We start from the raw sequence: 15,952 nt of genomic DNA on the forward strand, positions 1-15,952 counted from the left end.
TATGCTGCAACAGAAAATCCCCGCCACCGTCATCACCGGCTTCCTCGGCGCCGGCAAGACGACGTTGATCCGCAACCTGCTGCAGAATGCCGGCGGCAAGCGCATCGCGCTCATCATCAACGAATTCGGTGATCTCGGCGTCGATGGTGACGTGCTGAAGGGCTGCGGCGCGGAAGCCTGCACCGAGGACGACATCATCGAACTCACCAATGGCTGCATCTGCTGCACCGTCGCTGATGATTTCATCCCGACCATGACGAAGCTGCTGGAGCGCGAAAACCGCCCGGACCACATCGTCATCGAGACGTCTGGCCTTGCTTTGCCGCAGCCGCTTATCGCCGCCTTCAACTGGCCGGAAATCAAGACGCAGGTGACGGTCGATGGCGTCATCACCGTGGTCGATAGCGCCGCGGTCGCCGCGGGCCGCTTTGCCGATGACCATGACAAGGTCGATGCGCTGCGTGTCGAGGACGACAATCTCGACCACGAAAGCCCTCTGGAAGAGCTGTTCGAAGACCAACTCACCGCTGCCGACCTGATCATCCTCAACAAGACCGATCTGATCGATGCCGCCGGCCTTCAGGCCGTGCGCGACGAGGTCGCGTCCCGTACCGTTCGCAAGCCCTCGATGATCGAAGCCAGGAACGGTGAAGTCGCCGCCGCCGTGCTGCTCGGCCTCGGCGTCGGCACGGAAGACGACATCGCCAACCGCAAGTCGCACCACGAACTGGAACATGAGAACGGCGAGGAGCACGACCACGACGAATTCGATAGTTTCGTCGTGGAACTCGGCGCCATCGCAGATCCGGCCGCCTTCACCGAGCGCCTCAAGGGCGTGATCGGCGAACACGACGTGCTACGCGTCAAGGGTTTTGCCGACGTGCCCGGCAAGCCGCTACGCCTTCTCATCCAGGCCGTCGGCAGCCGCATCGATACCTATTTCGAGCGCGCCTGGACCCCAAGCGAAACCCGCGGCACCCGCCTCGTCGTCATCGGCCTGCACGACATGGACGAGCAAGCCGTACGCGCCGCCATCGCTGCGGCGGTGTGATTCCGGCATGAGCGTGCGGCCCTTCCTCTCCTCCGCCTCTCAGGCACGGCATGGCCATTCCCGGCGTGCGGTGCTGGTGGATCCTCGGGTCAAGCCCGAGGATGACGGTGGGGAGGGGTGGGGGCCGGCTGATCGCGCGCGCAATCTTTCGAGGCAACGTTTGTGGCTTCCCGATTGGGCACGTTCTTACCAAGATGCGCGGCACGCTCAATACTGGCGACACTCTCAATGCTTTCAGCGTGCTGGCGGCCAGCGGCGTAGACGGCTGCTTTTGGGCGCCGCACCCCCACACACTCCGTCATCCTCGGGCTTGACCCGAGGATCCACTGGTAAGGCAAACCGCCAAACAGGAGGCGCCGCATGCATCTCCTGCTAGCCCAGAAAGGCACCATCGCCGACGGTAAGGAAGCCATCGACCTTGGCCAGACGCCGGGCGATATCCTTTTCCTCTCTGCCGCCGACACGGAACTCGCCTCCATCGCCGCCGCCCACCGGGTGCGTAGTACCGAGACGCGGTTGCGCCTTGCCAGCCTCGCGGCGCTCTCGCATCCCATGTCGGTCGATACCTATATCGAGCGCACGGCCCGTCACGCCAAGCTCATCGTTATCCGTGCCCTCGGCGGCGCCAGCTATTTCCGCTATGTACTGGAAGCGCTGCTGGCGACGGCGGTTGCCAATGGCATCAAGCTCGTGGCGCTGCCCGGCGACGATCGGCCGGACGAGGGGCTGGTTCCCTTCAATCGCATCGATAACGGGGATCGTCAGAGCCTCTGGACCTATCTGAACGAGGGCGGAGCCGACAACGCGGAGCGCTTCCTCGCCTATGCGGATGCACTGGTCTTCGGTGGTGAAACGCCGGAACCGGCAATGCCGCTGGAAAAGGCCGGAATCTGGTGGCCGAGGCAGGGTGTCGTCGATATCGCCACATGGCGGGAGGCGTCCAAGAGCGCGCTTAGGCCGGAGGGATTGGAACCCCCGACCGCAGCCATCAGCTTCTACCGCGCCTATGTCCAAAGCGGAGAAACCCGCCCCGTAGAAATGCTGATCGAGGCGCTTGCCGCCGAGGGCGTTCGCGCTTTGCCGATCTTCGTCTCCAGCCTGAAAGAGCCCGTTTCCGTGGAGACGGTGCGTGCGGCCTTTGCCGACATCCGGCCGGAGGTCGTACTGAATGCCACGAGCTTCGCGGTCTCTGCGCCGGGTGCAGGCCGGAAACCCACCGTACTTGACGAGACGGGCGCGCCTGTCCTGCAAGCGATCTTCTCCGGATCGTCGCGCGAGGCCTGGGAAGCATCGGGGCAGGGGCTGACGGCGCGGGATCTCGGCATGAACGTTTCGCTGCCGGAGGTGGATGGCCGAGTGCTTTCGCGCGCCGTTTCGTTCAAGGCAGCGGCGCGCTACGACGAGCGCGTCGAGACGAACATCGTCAGCCTCGATCCGGTCGAAGACCGCATCCACTTCGTCGCAAAACTTGCCGCTGGCTGGGCGCGGCTGCGGCGCGCGATGCCGGCCGAACGCCGCATCGCGATCGTCATGGCGAACTACCCGAACCGTGACGGTCGTCTCGGCAACGGCGTGGGCCTCGATACGCCGGCCGGCACGATGGAAGTGCTGCGCGCCATGGCGGCGGAAGGTTACGCGGTGGCCGATCTGCCGGCCGATGGCGATACGCTGATCGGCCACCTGATGGCCGGGCCGACCAATGCAGCAAACGACGGCCGTGAAATCCGCGAAACGCTTTCCCTGAATCATTACAAAGCGTTCTTCGCCGCGCTTCCCAAGTCGATTCAGGCCGAGATGACGGCCCGCTGGGGTGCGCCGGAGGAGGATCCTTTCGTCACGGGCAATGTCTTCGCCCTGCCGCTTGCCCGTTTCGGCGAGACGCTGGTCGGCATCCAGCCGGCGCGTGGCTACAATATCGATCCGAAGGACACCTACCATTCGCCGGATCTCGTGCCGCCGCATGGTTATCTCGCCTTCTACGCCTTCCTGAGGCAGCATTACGGTGCCCATGCCATCGTTCACATGGGCAAACACGGCAATCTCGAATGGCTGCCGGGCAAGGCGCTGGCGCTTTCCGAAGCGTGTTATCCCGAAGCCGTGCTCGGCCCCGTGCCGCATCTCTACCCCTTCATCGTCAATGATCCGGGCGAAGGCACGCAGGCGAAACGCCGCTCCGCGGCCGTCATCATCGACCACCTGACGCCGCCGCTGACGCGGGCCGATACCTATGGGCCGCTGAAGGACCTGGAAGCGCTGGTTGACGAATATTACGAGGCCTCCGGTGGCGACCCGCGCCGCATCAAGTTGCTCACGAGACAAATCCTCGAATTGGTGCGCGACATCGGTCTCGACCGCGATGCCGGCATTGCCAAGTCCGATGGCGAGGAGGCGGCGCTGCAGAAGCTCGACGCCTATCTCTGCGATCTCAAGGAAAAGCAGATCCGCGACGGCCTGCACGTCTTCGGCGTGTCGCCAGAGGGACGGCTGCTGACCGATCTGACGGTCGCGCTCGCCCGTGTGCCGCGCGGCCTTGGCGAGGGCGGCGAGGCAAGCTTGCAGCGGGCGATTGCGGCGGATGCGTTGGCCGGCACGACGTTCGACCCGCTCGATTGTGTCGCCTCTGATCCATGGAAGGGCCCGCGCCCGGAAATCCTTGCCCACCAAACCGACGCCACTTGGCGCAGCAATGGCGATACGGTGGAGCGCATCGAGCTTCTCGCAGCCCGATTGGTGGATGGTACGCTTGTTTGTCCGGACGACTGGCATGCGACAAACACGGTGCTCGCCGTGATCGACAGCACTATCCGTCCCGCCATTGCCGCTTGTGGACCGGCTGAGATTGCAGCCCTGATGCGTGGCCTCGACGGGCGTTTCATCGAGCCCGGCCCTTCCGGCGCACCGACGCGCGGGCGGCCGGACGTGCTGCCGACGGGGCGTAACTTCTATTCCGTCGACAGCCGCGCCGTGCCGACGCCCGCGGCCTGGGAGCTGGGCAAAAAATCCGCCGAGCTGCTCGTCACCCGATACGCGCAGGATCACGGCGAATGGCCGACATCCTTCGGCATTACGGCCTGGGGCACGTCCAACATGCGCACCGGTGGCGACGACATCGCGCAGGCGATGGCGCTGATCGGCGTCAAGCCGACCTGGGACATGGCATCGCGCCGTGTCACCGGCTTCGAGATCATTCCGCCGGCGGTTCTTCGCCATCCGCGTGTCGACGTGACGCTGCGCATCTCCGGCTTCTTCCGCGATGCCTTCCCGGAACAGATTGCGCTCTTCGACCGCGCCGTGCGCGCCGTCGGGGCGCTTGAGGAGGACGATTCGGACAACCCGATCGCTGCCCGTATGCGGGTCGAGGCTGCGGCGCTGGCTGCCGAAGGCGTATCCGAGGATGACGCGATGAAGCAGGCTGGTTTCCGCATCTTCGGCGCGACATCCGGTGGCTACGGCGCTGGTCTGCAAACCATGATGGACGAAGGTCTCTGGACCGAGCGCGGCGACCTTGCCGAAGCCTGGCTTGCCTGGGGTGCGCATGCCTATGACGGCGATGGCGACAGCGTGCCGATGCTCGAGCGGCTTGAGGCACGCATGAAGAGCCTGCAAGCCGTGGTCCAGAACCAGGACAGCCGCGAGCACGACCTGCTCGACAGCGACGAGTATTACCAATTCGAGGGTGGCATGGCGGCGGCAGTGGAGCATCTTTCCGGCCAGCAGCCCGTCATCTACCACAACGACCTGTCGCGCCCGGAAAAGCCGGTGGTGCGCACGCTGGAAGACGAGATCGGCCGCGTCGTGCGTGCCCGTGTGGTCAATCCGAAATGGATCGACGGCGTCATGCGCCACGGCTACAAGGGCGCCTTCGAGATCGCCGCGACGGTGGATTTCATGTTCGCCTTCGCCGCGACGACCGGGGCCGTGAAGGATCATCATTTCGAGGCCGCCTATCAGGCCTATGTGCTGGACGAACGCGTGCGCGATTTTCTGATGCAGAAGAACCCGGCGGCACTCGCCGAAATGGCGGCGCGCTTTGCCGAGGCGATCGACCGGAAGCTCTGGACGCCCCGCTCGAATTCGGCGCGCTTTGAACTCGATATGCTAGGCGCCCGTAAGGCGTCCTGAGACGGAAGGGAAGACTGACATGACCGAGAACCACGACGAAACTGCCGGCATGACCGAAGCCGAGCTTGCCCGCCACTCGGAGAAGATGGCGAAGAAGAAGCAAGCGCGTGAGAAGATCATGGCGACGAAGACGGACGAGAAGGGCCTCGTCATCGTCCATACCGGCAAGGGCAAGGGCAAGTCGACCGCCGGCTTCGGCATGATCTTCCGTCACATCGCGCACAAGAAGCCGTGCGCCGTCGTGCAGTTCATCAAGGGCGCGATGGTGACGGGTGAGCGCGAGCTGATCGAGGCCCACTTCTCCGATATCTGCCAATTCTACACGCTCGGCGAAGGCTTTACCTGGGAAACGCAGGACCGCGCCCGTGACGTGGCGATGGCAGAAAAGGCCTGGGAGAAGGCGAAGGAACTGATCCGCGACGAGCGCAACTCCATGGTGCTGCTCGATGAGATCAACATCGCGCTGCGCTATGACTATCTCGACGTCAACGAGGTGATCGCGTTCCTGCAGGCAGAGAAGCCGCACATGACCCATGTCGTGCTGACGGGCCGCAACGCCAAGGAAGAGCTGATCGAGATTGCCGACCTTGCGACCGAGATGGAGCTTCTGAAGCACCCGTTCCGCTCGGGCATCAAGGCGCAGCAGGGCGTCGAATACTGAACCCTACCAGCCGAGCCAGACGCGGATCGGATGGCTCGGATCGGCCATCAGCCGGATGGCAAGTGCCACCGAGGTAATGACGAGGAGCGGCTTGATGATCTTTGCGCCGCTCTTCATCGCCACACGCGAGCCTGCCTGGGCGCCGAGGAACTGACCGGCCCCCATGACGAGGCCAACCTTCCACAGCACGACGCCATAGAGAATGAAGACGACGAAGGCGCCAAGATTGGAGCCGAAGTTCAGAAGCTTCGTATGCGCCGTCGCCTTCAGGATGCCGAAGCCGGCGAGCATCACGAAGGCGAGCATGAAGAAGGAGCCGGTGCCAGGCCCGAACACGCCGTCATAAAAGCCGATCAGCGGCACGATGGTAACGGTAAACAGGAAGACGCTCATGCGGCGGTGTTTGTCGACGTCGCCGATATTCGGCTTCAGCCCGAAATAGATGGCGATCGCCACCAGCAGGAAGGGCAGCACACCCTTCAGCACATCACCAGGCACCACGGTCGCCAGCAGGGCGCCGAACACCGAGCCGAACGCCGCGACTGCGGCCATGGGCAATTGTTCGCTGAGTTTGACATGGCCGGCGCGAGCATAGGCGAGTGTCGCAGAACCCGAACCGAACAACGATTGCAGTTTGTTGGTGCCTAGCGTTTCCAGCGGCGGAATGCCTGCGAGCAGCATGGCCGGAATGGTGATCATGCCGCCGCCGCCGGCGATGGAGTCGATGAAGCCGGCAAGGAAGGCGGCAAGGAACAGGAAGAAAAGAACGTGAAGGGCGATGTCGGCCAAGGCGGGACTCGGAGATCGGTGAGGAGATTTGGCTGACCTTCTGTCAGACTGCAGGGTGAAAAGCAAAGCCCGCGAGGGCTTCGCGCGGAAAGCTCTTGTGTGATGTGCGCAACGCGGATCAAACAGCAAGGTAGACGGCGTGTAGGCTACGGCGGCGAAAGAGGTGGGCGATGACGGCGATGGATAACGAAAAGCGATCGGCGGCGGATATGGGCTTTGACCCTGGAATGAAGCGCAAGCTTCTTGCCGGCATCGAAGCGGGCCTCTTACGCGACCTGCATGCGGTGCTTGTCAGCCGCGACGGAAAGCTGGTGCTGGAGCACTATCATGACGCGCCCGATGAGAGTTGGGGCATGCCACTCGGCGCCGTCTCCTTCGATGCCGTCACGCTGCACGATCTGCGCTCCGTGACGAAAAGCGTCGTCAGTCTGCTCTACGGCATCGCGCTCGATCGTGGTCTCGTCCCGCCGCCGGAGGCGCCGCTGCTGGCGCAGTTTCCGGAATATCCAGACCTTCTCGCCGACCCGGCGCGGGCGGGCATGACCATCGGCCATGCGCTGACCATGACGCTGGGCCTCGAATGGGACGAGTACCGCTCCTATGCCGATCCGCTGAACAGCGAGATCGCCATGGAGAACGCGCCGGATCGCTATCGTTTCGTGCTGGAGCAGAAGGTCGTTCACGCGCCCGGCACCCGCTGGGTCTATTCCGGTGGTGCGACGGCGCTCGTCGGCGCGATCATCGAGCGCGGCACCGGCCGCCGCATCGAGGACTTTGCGCGTGAGGCCTTGTTCGAGCCGCTCGGCATTACGCATTTCGAGTGGATGAGTGGTCGGGATGGAATTGCCTCACCTGCGTCCGGCCTCCGGCTCAGTTCGCGGGATCTCCTGCGGATCGGCCACCTCTTGCTGTATGGCGGCCGCGCGGGTGACCGGCCTATCGTTTCGCAGCGCTGGATCGAGACGTCGCTCAAGCCGTTGGTCACGACGGGCGAGGGGCTGAGCTACGGCTATTTCTGGTTTCTCGACGAAGCGCCGGCCCTCGGCACGCCGAAGCCTTGGGTTGCCGGCTTCGGCAATGGCGGCCAGCGGCTCTGGCTGATGCCGGACCTGGGGATTGCCTGTGTCATCTATTCCGGCAGTTACAATGCACCCGATGCCTGGGTGTCGCCGACACGCATCTGGCGGGAGATCGTGCTGGCCAATCTCCGTTCGGCCTGAGGCATGCCGCATCCGGCGTGCTCGGTGCCGCAAACCGGTTTGACCGGCTTGCCGCCCTCCGGTACTAAGGAGGGGCGACGGTGCCCGCAAGCGGGCCGAGCGGTGTCCGGTGCGGCTGACCCAGAGGGGCCGTCATCCGGAACTGTCGGATGACGGCGATGCCGGGCCTTTCGCGTGGAATTTTGCGAGAGACTGCCATGCGCCCTGAGGCCCCACCACCGGATACTGGACGACGATCGCTCGTCCTCGGCCTTGGCTGCGAACGCGGGACACCGCCCGCCGAACTCGTCGATCTCGCCGTATCCGTCGGTGTTTGCCCGGAGCAGATCACTGCCGTCGCGACGCTCGACGTGCGCGCGGAGGAACCGGCCATGCTCGCGGTCGCTCGGCATTTCTCCGTGCCGCTCGTGACCTTTCCGGCGGTGCGCCTTGAAGCCGAGACGCCACGCCTTGCCAATCCTTCCGATCTCGTTTTCGCCCATACGGGTTGCCACGGCGTTGCCGAGGCTGCCGCGCTGGCGCAGGCAGGGCTGGATGGGCGACTTGTCGTGGAGAAGACGAAATCCGCTCATGCCACTGTTGCCGTCGCCGAATCGTTTCAAGGGGTTGCGATGGCTTTTTCAGAGACCGAATCCACTCCCTCGCATTTTGATTCCAACCGGGAGTTTGCGTGATGCACGCCCTGTTCTCAGCCCTCCCAACGATGGAGAAGGGCAGCGTCTGGCTCGTTGGTGCCGGTCCGGGCGATCCGGGCCTTTTGACCCTGCACGCCGCCAATGCGCTCCAGCAGGCCAATGTCATCGTGCATGATGCGCTGGTCAATGCCGACTGCCTCTCGCTCGCGCATCCCGGAGCGCAACTGGAGTTTGCCGGAAAACGCGGTGGCAAGCCCTCGCACAAGCAGCGGGATATTTCGCTCAGGCTCGTCGAACTCGCCCGCGCAGGCCACCGTGTGCTGCGGCTGAAAGGCGGCGATCCCTTTGTCTTCGGCCGGGGGGGCGAGGAGGCGCTGACGCTGATAGAGCACGGCATTCCCTTCCGCATCGTGCCGGGCATCACGGCGGGTATCGGCGGGCTTGCCTATGCCGGCATTCCGGTGACGCATCGCGAGGTCAATCACGCGGTGACGTTCCTCACCGGCCACGACTCCTCCGGCCTCGTGCCGGACCGCATCAATTGGGATGGCATCGCCAAGGGATCGCCGGTCATCGTCATGTATATGGCGATGAAACATATCGGCCAGATCGCCGCCAACCTCATCGCCGGCGGCCGCTCGCCGGACGAACCTGTCGCCTTCGTCTGCAATGCCGCGACCGTCGAACAGCAGGTGCTGGAAACGACGCTCGCCCGCGCCGAAGCCGATGTCCAGGCCGCCGGTATCGAGCCGCCCGCCATCGTCGTCGTCGGTGAAGTCGTGCGCCTGCGCGCCTCGCTCGATTGGCTCGGCGCGTTGACGCAGGGCCGCAAGCTTTCGCCCGATCCGTTCGGTTCCCGCGGGCTCAAGGATCCGGCATGAGCGGCTTGCTCATCGCTGCGCCCGCGTCCGGATCCGGCAAGACGACGGTGACACTCGGTCTGGCGCGCGCGCTCGCCGATGCCGGCGTGCGCCTCGTTTCCGGCAAGGCGGGGCCGGACTACATCGACCCGGCCTTCCACGCCGCCGCCAGCCGAAAACCCTGCCTTAACTACGACCCCTGGGCCATGCGCCCCGACCTCATTCGCGCCAATGCCGCCCTTCAGTCCGGCGAGGGCGATTTCCTGCTCGTCGAGGCGATGATGGGCCTCTTCGATGGCGCCGCCGACGGCACGGGCGCGCCGGCCGACCTGGCGGCGACGCTCGACCTGCCCGTCGTGCTCGTCGCCGATTGCAGCCGCATGTCGCAGTCCGTTGCCGCCATGGTGAAGGGCTACCAGGGTTTTCGCAGCGACATCCACGTAGCGGGCGTCATTCTCAACAAGGTCGGCAGTGCCCGGCATGAAGCGATGCTGCGCGGTGCTCTCGAGGCGAGCGGCGTCGATATCTTCGGCGTGCTTGAACGTGACTCGGCACTCGCTTTGCCGGAACGCCATCTCGGTCTCGTGCAGGCGGGCGAACACGGCACGCTGGAAACCTTCATCGCCCATGCGGCGGAGGTCGTCTCACGGTGCTGCGACCTCGACCGTCTCGTCGCGCTCGCGGCGACGCGGGCCGCCCGGCCATCAACACTGTCCGTCTCGCACTTGCCGCCCTTCGGTCAGCGCATTGCCATTGCCCGCGACCCCGCCTTCGCCTTCACCTATGAGCACCTCATGTTGGGTTGGCGGCAGGCGGGGGCGAGCCTTTCGTTCTTCTCGCCGTTGACGGATGAGGCGCCGGCCGCCGATGCCGACGCCATCTATCTGCCCGGCGGTTATCCCGAACTCCATGCCGCGACCCTTGCCAATGCCGGGCGTTTCCGCCTAGGCATGCAGGATGCGGCGCGCCGGGGGGCACGCATCTATGGTGAATGCGGGGGCTACATGACTCTGGGGGAAGCACTGGTTGCGGCGGATGGCTCACGCCACGGCATGCTGGGCCTGCTGCCGCTCGTCACCAGCTTTGCCGAACGCCGACGCCATCTCGGCTATCGCCGTGTTACGCCGCTTGCGGGGTCGGGCTTCGACGCAGTGATGACCGCCCATGAATTCCACTATTCGACCGTGCAGCAGGAAGGTGAGGCGGACCGCCTTTTTGCCGTTACGGATGCGATGGGCGACGATCTCGGCCAGGCCGGTCTGCGTCGGGGCAATGTGAGCGGTTCCTATATGCATCTCGTCGATCTGGCGCCGGAGGCCGTATGACCGCGCCGCGCATCATTCATGGCGGCGGCATTGCCGCGGCGGCCGCGCGCTTCGGTGGCCGGCCGGAAGACTGGCTCGACCTATCGACTGGAATCAACCCCATCCCCGCTGTCCTGCCGGATGTGGACATTGCGGCCTGGCACCGCCTGCCGGACCGGCAACGGCAGGATGCGGCGCGCACTGCTGCTGCGCGATACTATGCCACGTCGAACGCACTGCCATTGCCCGTGCCCGGCACGCAGTCCGTCATCCAGTTGCTTCCACGATTCGTCGCGGCCAGGCGCCGGGCCGCCGTGCTCTCGCCGACCTATGGCGAATATGCGCGTGTCCTGGAAAATGCCGGCCTGCCAGTGGACCGTATCGCCGGCCTCGATGCCGTTTCCGACGCGCATGGCCTCGTTGTCGTCGTCAACCCGAACAATCCGGACGGCCGCCTGTTTTCCCGTGCGGTCCTGCTTGATCTTCATGCCCGTATCGCCCGTACGGGCGGGCTGCTCGTCGTCGATGAGGCCTTCGGGGACATGGGGCCAGAGACCTGTATTGCACCGTTGGCGGGCGACGGCGCGCCCGGTCTGCTCGTCTTCCGCTCCTTCGGCAAATTCTTCGGCCTGGCGGGCCTGCGTCTCGGTTTCGTCATCGGCGAGACATCGGTCCTCGACCGCATCGAGGATGGGCTCGGGCCCTGGGCCGTGTCGGGGCCGGCCCTGACGATCGCGACAAAACTCATGGTCTCCGACACATCCGCCATCCACCGCAGCATCGATGCGCGCAAGGCCGCACTTGACGCAACGCTAACTCGCGCCGGCCTCGATATCGCCGGCGGCACGGGGCTCTTTTCCCTGGTCAACCATGCGGATGCCGGAGCGCTTCACGAGGGGCTTTGCCGGCATCATATCCTTGTTCGTCCGTTCGACTACAATCCGCGCTGGCTTCGCTTCGGCTTGACACCGGACGGCGCGGCGGATGTCCGCCTTGCCGCGGCGCTGGCAGATGTGGTCGGCTGAACGATGACGGAGACCCTGCTCATCCTGTTCCTCGCGCTCGTGCTGGACCGCCTCGTCGGCGATCCGGACCGGATCTGGCGCCGCGTGCCGCACCCGGTCGTGCTCTTCGGTCGTGCGATCGGCGTGATGGACAAGCTTTTCAACGGCAAGCGCCTTTCCGCCGAGACGAAGCGTTTCAATGGCGCGGCCGGCATCGCCGCCCTGCTTGCCGCCAGCTTTTTCCTTGGTTTCCTGATGCATCGGCTGCTGGCACCGCTTGGCATTTTTGGTGTCGCCATCGAGATCGTCGTCGTTGCGATCTTTCTTGCCCAGAAAAGCCTGCACGATCATGTCCGCGCCGTTTCGACCGGTCTCAAGCGCGGCGGCCTCGACGGTGGTCGGCACGCGGTGTCGATGATTGTCGGGCGCGATCCGGCAACGCTCGACGAGCCAGCGGTTTGCCGCGCCGGCATCGAGAGCCTGGCGGAGAATTTTTCCGACGGCGTCGTAGCACCAGCCCTGTGGTACGCGCTTCTCGGCCTGCCGGGCCTGTTCGCCTACAAGATGCTGAACACGGCCGATTCGATGATCGGCCACAAGAATGCGAAATATCTCGACTTCGGCTGGGCCTCCGCCCGGCTGGACGACCTCGCCAACTGGCCGGCTGCGCGGCTCTCGATCTTTTTCATCGCCGCCGGGGCCTTCTTGGCGAAGGGCAGGCGCGCCGCGCGCGCGGCAATCGGGACGGCACTGCGGGACGCCGGACTGCACCGTTCCCCCAACTCTGGTTGGCCGGAAGCGTCAATGGCGGGTGCGCTTGGCATTGGCCTCGCCGGACCGCGCATCTATGGCGGCGCGCGCGTTGACGAGCCGATGATGAATGCCAGTGGCCGCACGGTGGCGACGGTTGCGGATATTGATCTTTCCTTGCGGATTTTTTCCCTGGCCTGCGCTGCACTTGCCGGGGCCGTCGCGCTTGCACTCTTTCTTGTTATTTTGTTTTGAGCGCAGCGACCTGCATTCCGTAAAATTTTACGCCTTAACTTCGTTTTCTTTTCGTTACCCCTGTCAATATTGCGGAAGGCTGAAACGTCTATATTCTGTCTCGCTGTGAGACATGGCGTTGAAGCCGTGCCCAAATCGTGTAGAGGGGAAGTCATGCGTACCTTGTCTGCGATTGCTGTCGCATTCTGTCTTGTACTGTTTCAAACCCAAACTGCTCTTTCTGCCAATCTTGTCGCCCAGGTCAGCCTTGCTTCGCAGACCATGGTCGTTACTCAGAACGGTGTCGTAAAATATCGCTGGCGGGTGTCGACCGGCCGCAAGGGCTTTGGCACGCCGACGGGCGCCTGGTCGGCGAAGTGGACCTCGCGAAACCATCGTTCGCGCAAGTACAACAACGCGCCGATGCCCTATGCCGTGTTCTTCAAGGGTGGCTATGCGGTGCATGCGACTTACGAGACGAAGCGTCTCGGACGCCCTGCCTCGCATGGCTGCGTGCGCCTGCACCCGAACAATGCGGCGACATTCTTCCAGATGGCAAAGAGCAACGGGCTGTCCAAAACCCGCATCGTGATCACGCGCTAACGGTTGAGCTCAGTCGGCGCTGGCGTAGCGCATCAGGCGGTCCATGTCGGGAACGATCACGTGCCGGTTGTTTTCGATGCGGATGACGTTTTCCTTGCGCAGCTTGGTGAACTGCCGGCTCACCGTCTCGATGGTCAGCCCGAGGAAGTCGGCGATGTCGGCGCGAGACAGCGGCAGGTCGAAGGTCGACATATCGACGCTTTCGGGATCGATATGGGTGGCGATGAGGTAGAGGAAGCTTGCGACCTTTTCCTGCGCCGTCTTGCGGCCGAGCGTCAGCATCCAGTCGCGCGCCTCGTCCAGTTCCTTCAAGGCCTGCCGGTGCAGCTTGTGCTCCAGCTCCGGCGTCTTCTTCATCAGCCGGTCGAGCACGGGGCGCGGGAAGTTGCAGACTTCGCTTTCGGTCGCAGCCTCCGCGGTGATCGCACTTTCCTCCAGGAAGGGGCGGCCGAGGAAATCGGGCGCGAACTGCAGGCCGACGATCTGCTGGCGGCCATCGGCCATCACCTTGGTCAGCTTCACCACGCCACGCATGATGTTGGAATAGTTCACGATGGTCTCGCCCTGGCCGATCACTTCGGCGCCGGTGTCGAGGCGATGGCGGGTGGAGTGCTTGTTGAGTTCGGTCAGCTGTTCAGGGGTGAGCGTGCCGCAGACGCCGCCGTGGCGTGCCTCGCAGGCGCGGCACACAATGGGGATATCGGAATTATGGATATCTCGGCGGCGAACTTCCATTTCGGCTTTTCCTTTCGCCCGGCGGTCGAGCGGCACAACGCAGCCGTGCTACCGCACACAGACCCGAACATAAAGCGTGCCGCCCAGCGGCAAAATAGCGCTTCCTGACTATTGTCAAATCCTAGCCCAGTCCTTCCGGCTTTCACTTGATCAAAATCAAATGGCGGCGGCTCTTTCCGGTTTATTTCCTTCGCGAGCAAGGAGATTGACCATGCAAGACGCCCTCGTGGAACGCCTTTCGGCGCCGGTGCCGCGCTATACGAGCTATCCGACAGCGCCGCATTTCAACGAAAGCATCGATGCGGATGTCTATGCGCGCTGGCTAGGCACGCTGGATGCGAAAAATCGCCTCTCGCTCTACGCGCATATTCCCTATTGCGACCGGCTCTGCTGGTTCTGTGCCTGCCATACGAAGCACACGCTGCGCTACGAGCCTGTCGAAGCCTATCTGAAGGGCGTCCATACGGAGATCGCCACCATCGGCGGTCGTGTGTCTCGGGACGTGCCGGTGACGGCCCTGCATTTCGGAGGCGGTTCGCCGACCCTGCTGCGGCCTGACGACATGGTCGCCCTGAAAGCCTGTCTTGCCGAAAATTTTTCCTTCTCCGACGATGCTGAAATCTCCGTCGAGATGGACCCCAACGACCTCGACGAGGCCAGGCACGATGCTCTTGCCGAGATCGGCATGACGCGCGCCAGCCTCGGCATCCAGGATTTTGATCCAGCGGTGCAGAAGGCCATCAACCGCATCCAGACATTCGAGCAGACCCGCGGCGTGGTGGAAGCGGCTCGGGCAAGGGGCGTGCGTTCCGTCAACTGCGACATCCTCTATGGCCTGCCGCACCAGACGATCGAAACGCTTGCCGAGACCGTCCGCGCCGTCATCTCGCTTGCACCGGATCGCATCGCGCTTTTCGGCTACGCCCATGTGCCGTGGATGAAGAAGCACCAGACGATGATCGACGAAGCGGCTTTGCCCGGCGTCGTCGCGCGCTTCGGCCAGATGCAGATGGCGGCCGAAATGCTGGTCGCTGCCGGCTACGAGGCGATCGGCATCGATCATTTCGCCCTGCCGGCCGACCGGCTGGCCATCGCGGCCCGGAACGGCACGCTACGCCGCAATTTCCAGGGTTATACGGACGATGAGGCGGATGCGCTGATCGGGCTCGGGGCATCGTCCATCGGCCAGCTGCCGCAGGGCTACATCCAGAACATGCCTGCGACGGGCGATTATCTGCGGCGGGTGGGTGAGGGCGGCCTTGCGGTGGTGCGCGGCTATTCCTTTACGGCGGAGGACCGCGCCCGCGCCTGGGGCATCGAGCGGGTCATGTGCGATTTCGGCTTTTCCTTCGTCGACCTTGCCGCGCGGTATCCGGATCTGGCGGGCACCATCCGTTCGGAGGCCCTCCGGTTTGTAGCCTCGGACAAGGATGGCCTTTGCCGCATCGAAGGGGATCGTTTCGTGCTGACGGTTACAGGTCGGCCCTTCGCCCGCACGGTTGCCGCCGTCTTCGACGCGCATCTTGCAAGCGGTCGCGGCCGCCATTCCATCGCGGTATGACGGGCCATTTTGGGCATGTCGTTTGCGCAACACAGCTTTGCCGGCTATGCAGGGCCCTCATCAAGCCCATTGGCAATTGCGTTCGATTTCCATATAGGATCGCCCAACTATAGATTCATGAGGTATGGGCGTGACTGCTACATTCGACAAGGTTGCCGACATCATTGCTGAGACGAGCGAAATCGATCGCGAGACGATCACGCCGGACAGCCACACCATCGACGATCTCGGGATCGACAGCCTGGACTTCCTCGACATCGTCTTTGCGATCGACAAGGAATTCGGCATCAAGATCCCGCTGGAAAAGTGGACGCAGGACGTCAACGAGGGCAAGGTCGCGACGGAAGAGTATTTCGTCCTGAAGAACCTCTGCGCCAAGATCGACGAATTGCGGGCTGCCAAGGCCTGAGGCCACGGCGACCG

14 protein-coding genes are annotated in these 15,952 nt (G+C 64.0%); 12 read left to right on the forward strand and 2 right to left on the reverse strand.

Going from position 1 to position 15,952, the window contains the following annotated elements; genetic code table 11:
* The first annotated feature begins 1 nt into the window (after nucleotide 1).
* The 3 genes from cobW to cobO all read left to right on the forward strand — a co-directional run bounded on the left by cobW (nucleotide 2) and on the right by cobO (nucleotide 5,834).
* Entirely contained in the window at nucleotides 2-1,051 is a 1,050-nt protein-coding gene (gene cobW, locus BSY16_RS03920; protein WP_069058464.1) for a cobalamin biosynthesis protein CobW, read from the forward strand.
* 360 nt (nucleotides 1,052-1,411) lie between these two features.
* Nucleotides 1,412-5,173, forward strand: coding sequence for a cobaltochelatase subunit CobN (cobN, locus tag BSY16_RS03925; protein WP_069058465.1), 3,762 nt, complete (start codon nucleotides 1,412-1,414; stop codon nucleotides 5,171-5,173).
* 19 nt (nucleotides 5,174-5,192) lie between these two features.
* Nucleotides 5,193-5,834 carry a cob(I)yrinic acid a,c-diamide adenosyltransferase gene (cobO, locus tag BSY16_RS03930; protein ID WP_069058466.1) on the forward strand — a complete coding sequence of 214 codons (642 nt, stop codon included), beginning with the start codon at nucleotides 5,193-5,195 and terminating at the stop codon, nucleotides 5,832-5,834.
* A gap of 3 nt (nucleotides 5,835-5,837) precedes the next feature.
* On the opposite strand, the gene BSY16_RS03935 is transcribed toward cobO, so the two are convergent.
* Nucleotides 5,838-6,623 (reverse strand): TSUP family transporter, encoded by a 786-nt coding sequence (locus BSY16_RS03935; RefSeq protein ID WP_069058467.1) that lies wholly within the window; start codon nucleotides 6,621-6,623, stop codon nucleotides 5,838-5,840.
* A gap of 170 nt (nucleotides 6,624-6,793) precedes the next feature.
* On the opposite strand from BSY16_RS03935, the gene BSY16_RS03940 reads away from it, so the two are divergent.
* The 7 genes from BSY16_RS03940 (at nucleotide 6,794) to BSY16_RS03970 (ending at nucleotide 13,233) form a co-directional block, all read left to right on the forward strand.
* Complete coding sequence (locus BSY16_RS03940) at nucleotides 6,794-7,843, forward strand: serine hydrolase domain-containing protein (protein WP_210187404.1); 1,050 nt, start codon at nucleotides 6,794-6,796, stop codon at nucleotides 7,841-7,843.
* A gap of 197 nt (nucleotides 7,844-8,040) precedes the next feature.
* A complete protein-coding gene (locus BSY16_RS03945) occupies nucleotides 8,041-8,517 on the forward strand; it encodes a cobalamin biosynthesis protein (protein WP_069061353.1) in 477 nt (158 codons plus the stop codon).
* Complete coding sequence (gene cobA, locus BSY16_RS03950) at nucleotides 8,517-9,359, forward strand: uroporphyrinogen-III C-methyltransferase (protein WP_069058468.1); 843 nt, start codon at nucleotides 8,517-8,519, stop codon at nucleotides 9,357-9,359. Before BSY16_RS03945 ends, cobA begins: the two co-directional genes overlap by 1 nt.
* Nucleotides 9,356-10,663, forward strand: a complete 1,308-nt coding sequence (locus BSY16_RS03955) for a cobyrinic acid a,c-diamide synthase CobB (protein ID WP_069058469.1) — start codon at nucleotides 9,356-9,358, stop codon at nucleotides 10,661-10,663. Before cobA ends, BSY16_RS03955 begins: the two co-directional genes overlap by 4 nt.
* Entirely contained in the window at nucleotides 10,660-11,667 is a 1,008-nt protein-coding gene (cobD, locus tag BSY16_RS03960) for a threonine-phosphate decarboxylase CobD (protein WP_069058470.1), read from the forward strand. The genes BSY16_RS03955 and cobD overlap by 4 nt, the downstream gene beginning before the upstream one ends.
* Before the next feature lie 3 nt (nucleotides 11,668-11,670).
* Nucleotides 11,671-12,651 carry an adenosylcobinamide-phosphate synthase CbiB gene (gene cbiB, locus BSY16_RS03965; protein WP_069058471.1) on the forward strand — a complete coding sequence of 327 codons (981 nt, stop codon included), beginning with the start codon at nucleotides 11,671-11,673 and terminating at the stop codon, nucleotides 12,649-12,651.
* Nucleotides 12,652-12,804: 153 nt separating this feature from the next.
* The gene (locus BSY16_RS03970) at nucleotides 12,805-13,233 is read left to right on the forward strand and encodes a L,D-transpeptidase (RefSeq protein ID WP_069058472.1); all 429 of its coding nucleotides are present in this window, start codon (nucleotides 12,805-12,807) and stop codon (nucleotides 13,231-13,233) included.
* Between the two features lie 9 nt (nucleotides 13,234-13,242).
* On the opposite strand, the gene BSY16_RS03975 is transcribed toward BSY16_RS03970, so the two are convergent.
* Complete coding sequence (locus tag BSY16_RS03975; protein ID WP_069058473.1) at nucleotides 13,243-13,968, reverse strand: Crp/Fnr family transcriptional regulator; 726 nt, start codon at nucleotides 13,966-13,968, stop codon at nucleotides 13,243-13,245.
* A gap of 211 nt (nucleotides 13,969-14,179) precedes the next feature.
* On the opposite strand from BSY16_RS03975, the gene hemN reads away from it, so the two are divergent.
* Nucleotides 14,180-15,529: an oxygen-independent coproporphyrinogen III oxidase gene (gene hemN / locus BSY16_RS03980; RefSeq protein WP_069058474.1), complete on the forward strand. Its 1,350-nt coding sequence runs from the start codon at nucleotides 14,180-14,182 to the stop codon at nucleotides 15,527-15,529.
* A 124-nt stretch (nucleotides 15,530-15,653) separates the two neighbouring features.
* Nucleotides 15,654-15,938: an acyl carrier protein gene (locus BSY16_RS03985; RefSeq protein ID WP_150129872.1), complete on the forward strand. Its 285-nt coding sequence runs from the start codon at nucleotides 15,654-15,656 to the stop codon at nucleotides 15,936-15,938.
* Nucleotides 15,939-15,952 lie beyond the last annotated feature (14 nt).

Origin of the sequence: Sinorhizobium sp. RAC02 (assembly GCF_001713395.1) — a bacterium.
GTDB lineage: Bacteria > Pseudomonadota > Alphaproteobacteria > Rhizobiales > Rhizobiaceae > Shinella.

Coding starts and splice junctions, on each gene's coding strand:
- cobW (WP_069058464.1), top strand. CDS start 2: ATGCTGCAACAGAAAATCCCCGCCACCGTCATCACCGGCTTCCTCGGC.
- cobN (WP_069058465.1), top strand. CDS start 1,412: ATGCATCTCCTGCTAGCCCAGAAAGGCACCATCGCCGACGGTAAGGAA.
- cobO (WP_069058466.1), top strand. CDS start 5,193: ATGACCGAGAACCACGACGAAACTGCCGGCATGACCGAAGCCGAGCTT.
- BSY16_RS03940 (WP_210187404.1), top strand. CDS start 6,794: ATGACGGCGATGGATAACGAAAAGCGATCGGCGGCGGATATGGGCTTT.
- BSY16_RS03945 (WP_069061353.1), top strand. CDS start 8,041: ATGCGCCCTGAGGCCCCACCACCGGATACTGGACGACGATCGCTCGTC.
- cobA (WP_069058468.1), top strand. CDS start 8,517: ATGCACGCCCTGTTCTCAGCCCTCCCAACGATGGAGAAGGGCAGCGTC.
- BSY16_RS03955 (WP_069058469.1), top strand. CDS start 9,356: ATGAGCGGCTTGCTCATCGCTGCGCCCGCGTCCGGATCCGGCAAGACG.
- cobD (WP_069058470.1), top strand. CDS start 10,660: ATGACCGCGCCGCGCATCATTCATGGCGGCGGCATTGCCGCGGCGGCC.
- cbiB (WP_069058471.1), top strand. CDS start 11,671: ATGACGGAGACCCTGCTCATCCTGTTCCTCGCGCTCGTGCTGGACCGC.
- BSY16_RS03970 (WP_069058472.1), top strand. CDS start 12,805: ATGCGTACCTTGTCTGCGATTGCTGTCGCATTCTGTCTTGTACTGTTT.
- BSY16_RS03975 (WP_069058473.1), bottom strand. CDS start 13,968: ATGGAAGTTCGCCGCCGAGATATCCATAATTCCGATATCCCCATTGTG.
- hemN (WP_069058474.1), top strand. CDS start 14,180: ATGCAAGACGCCCTCGTGGAACGCCTTTCGGCGCCGGTGCCGCGCTAT.
- BSY16_RS03985 (WP_150129872.1), top strand. CDS start 15,654: ATGGGCGTGACTGCTACATTCGACAAGGTTGCCGACATCATTGCTGAG.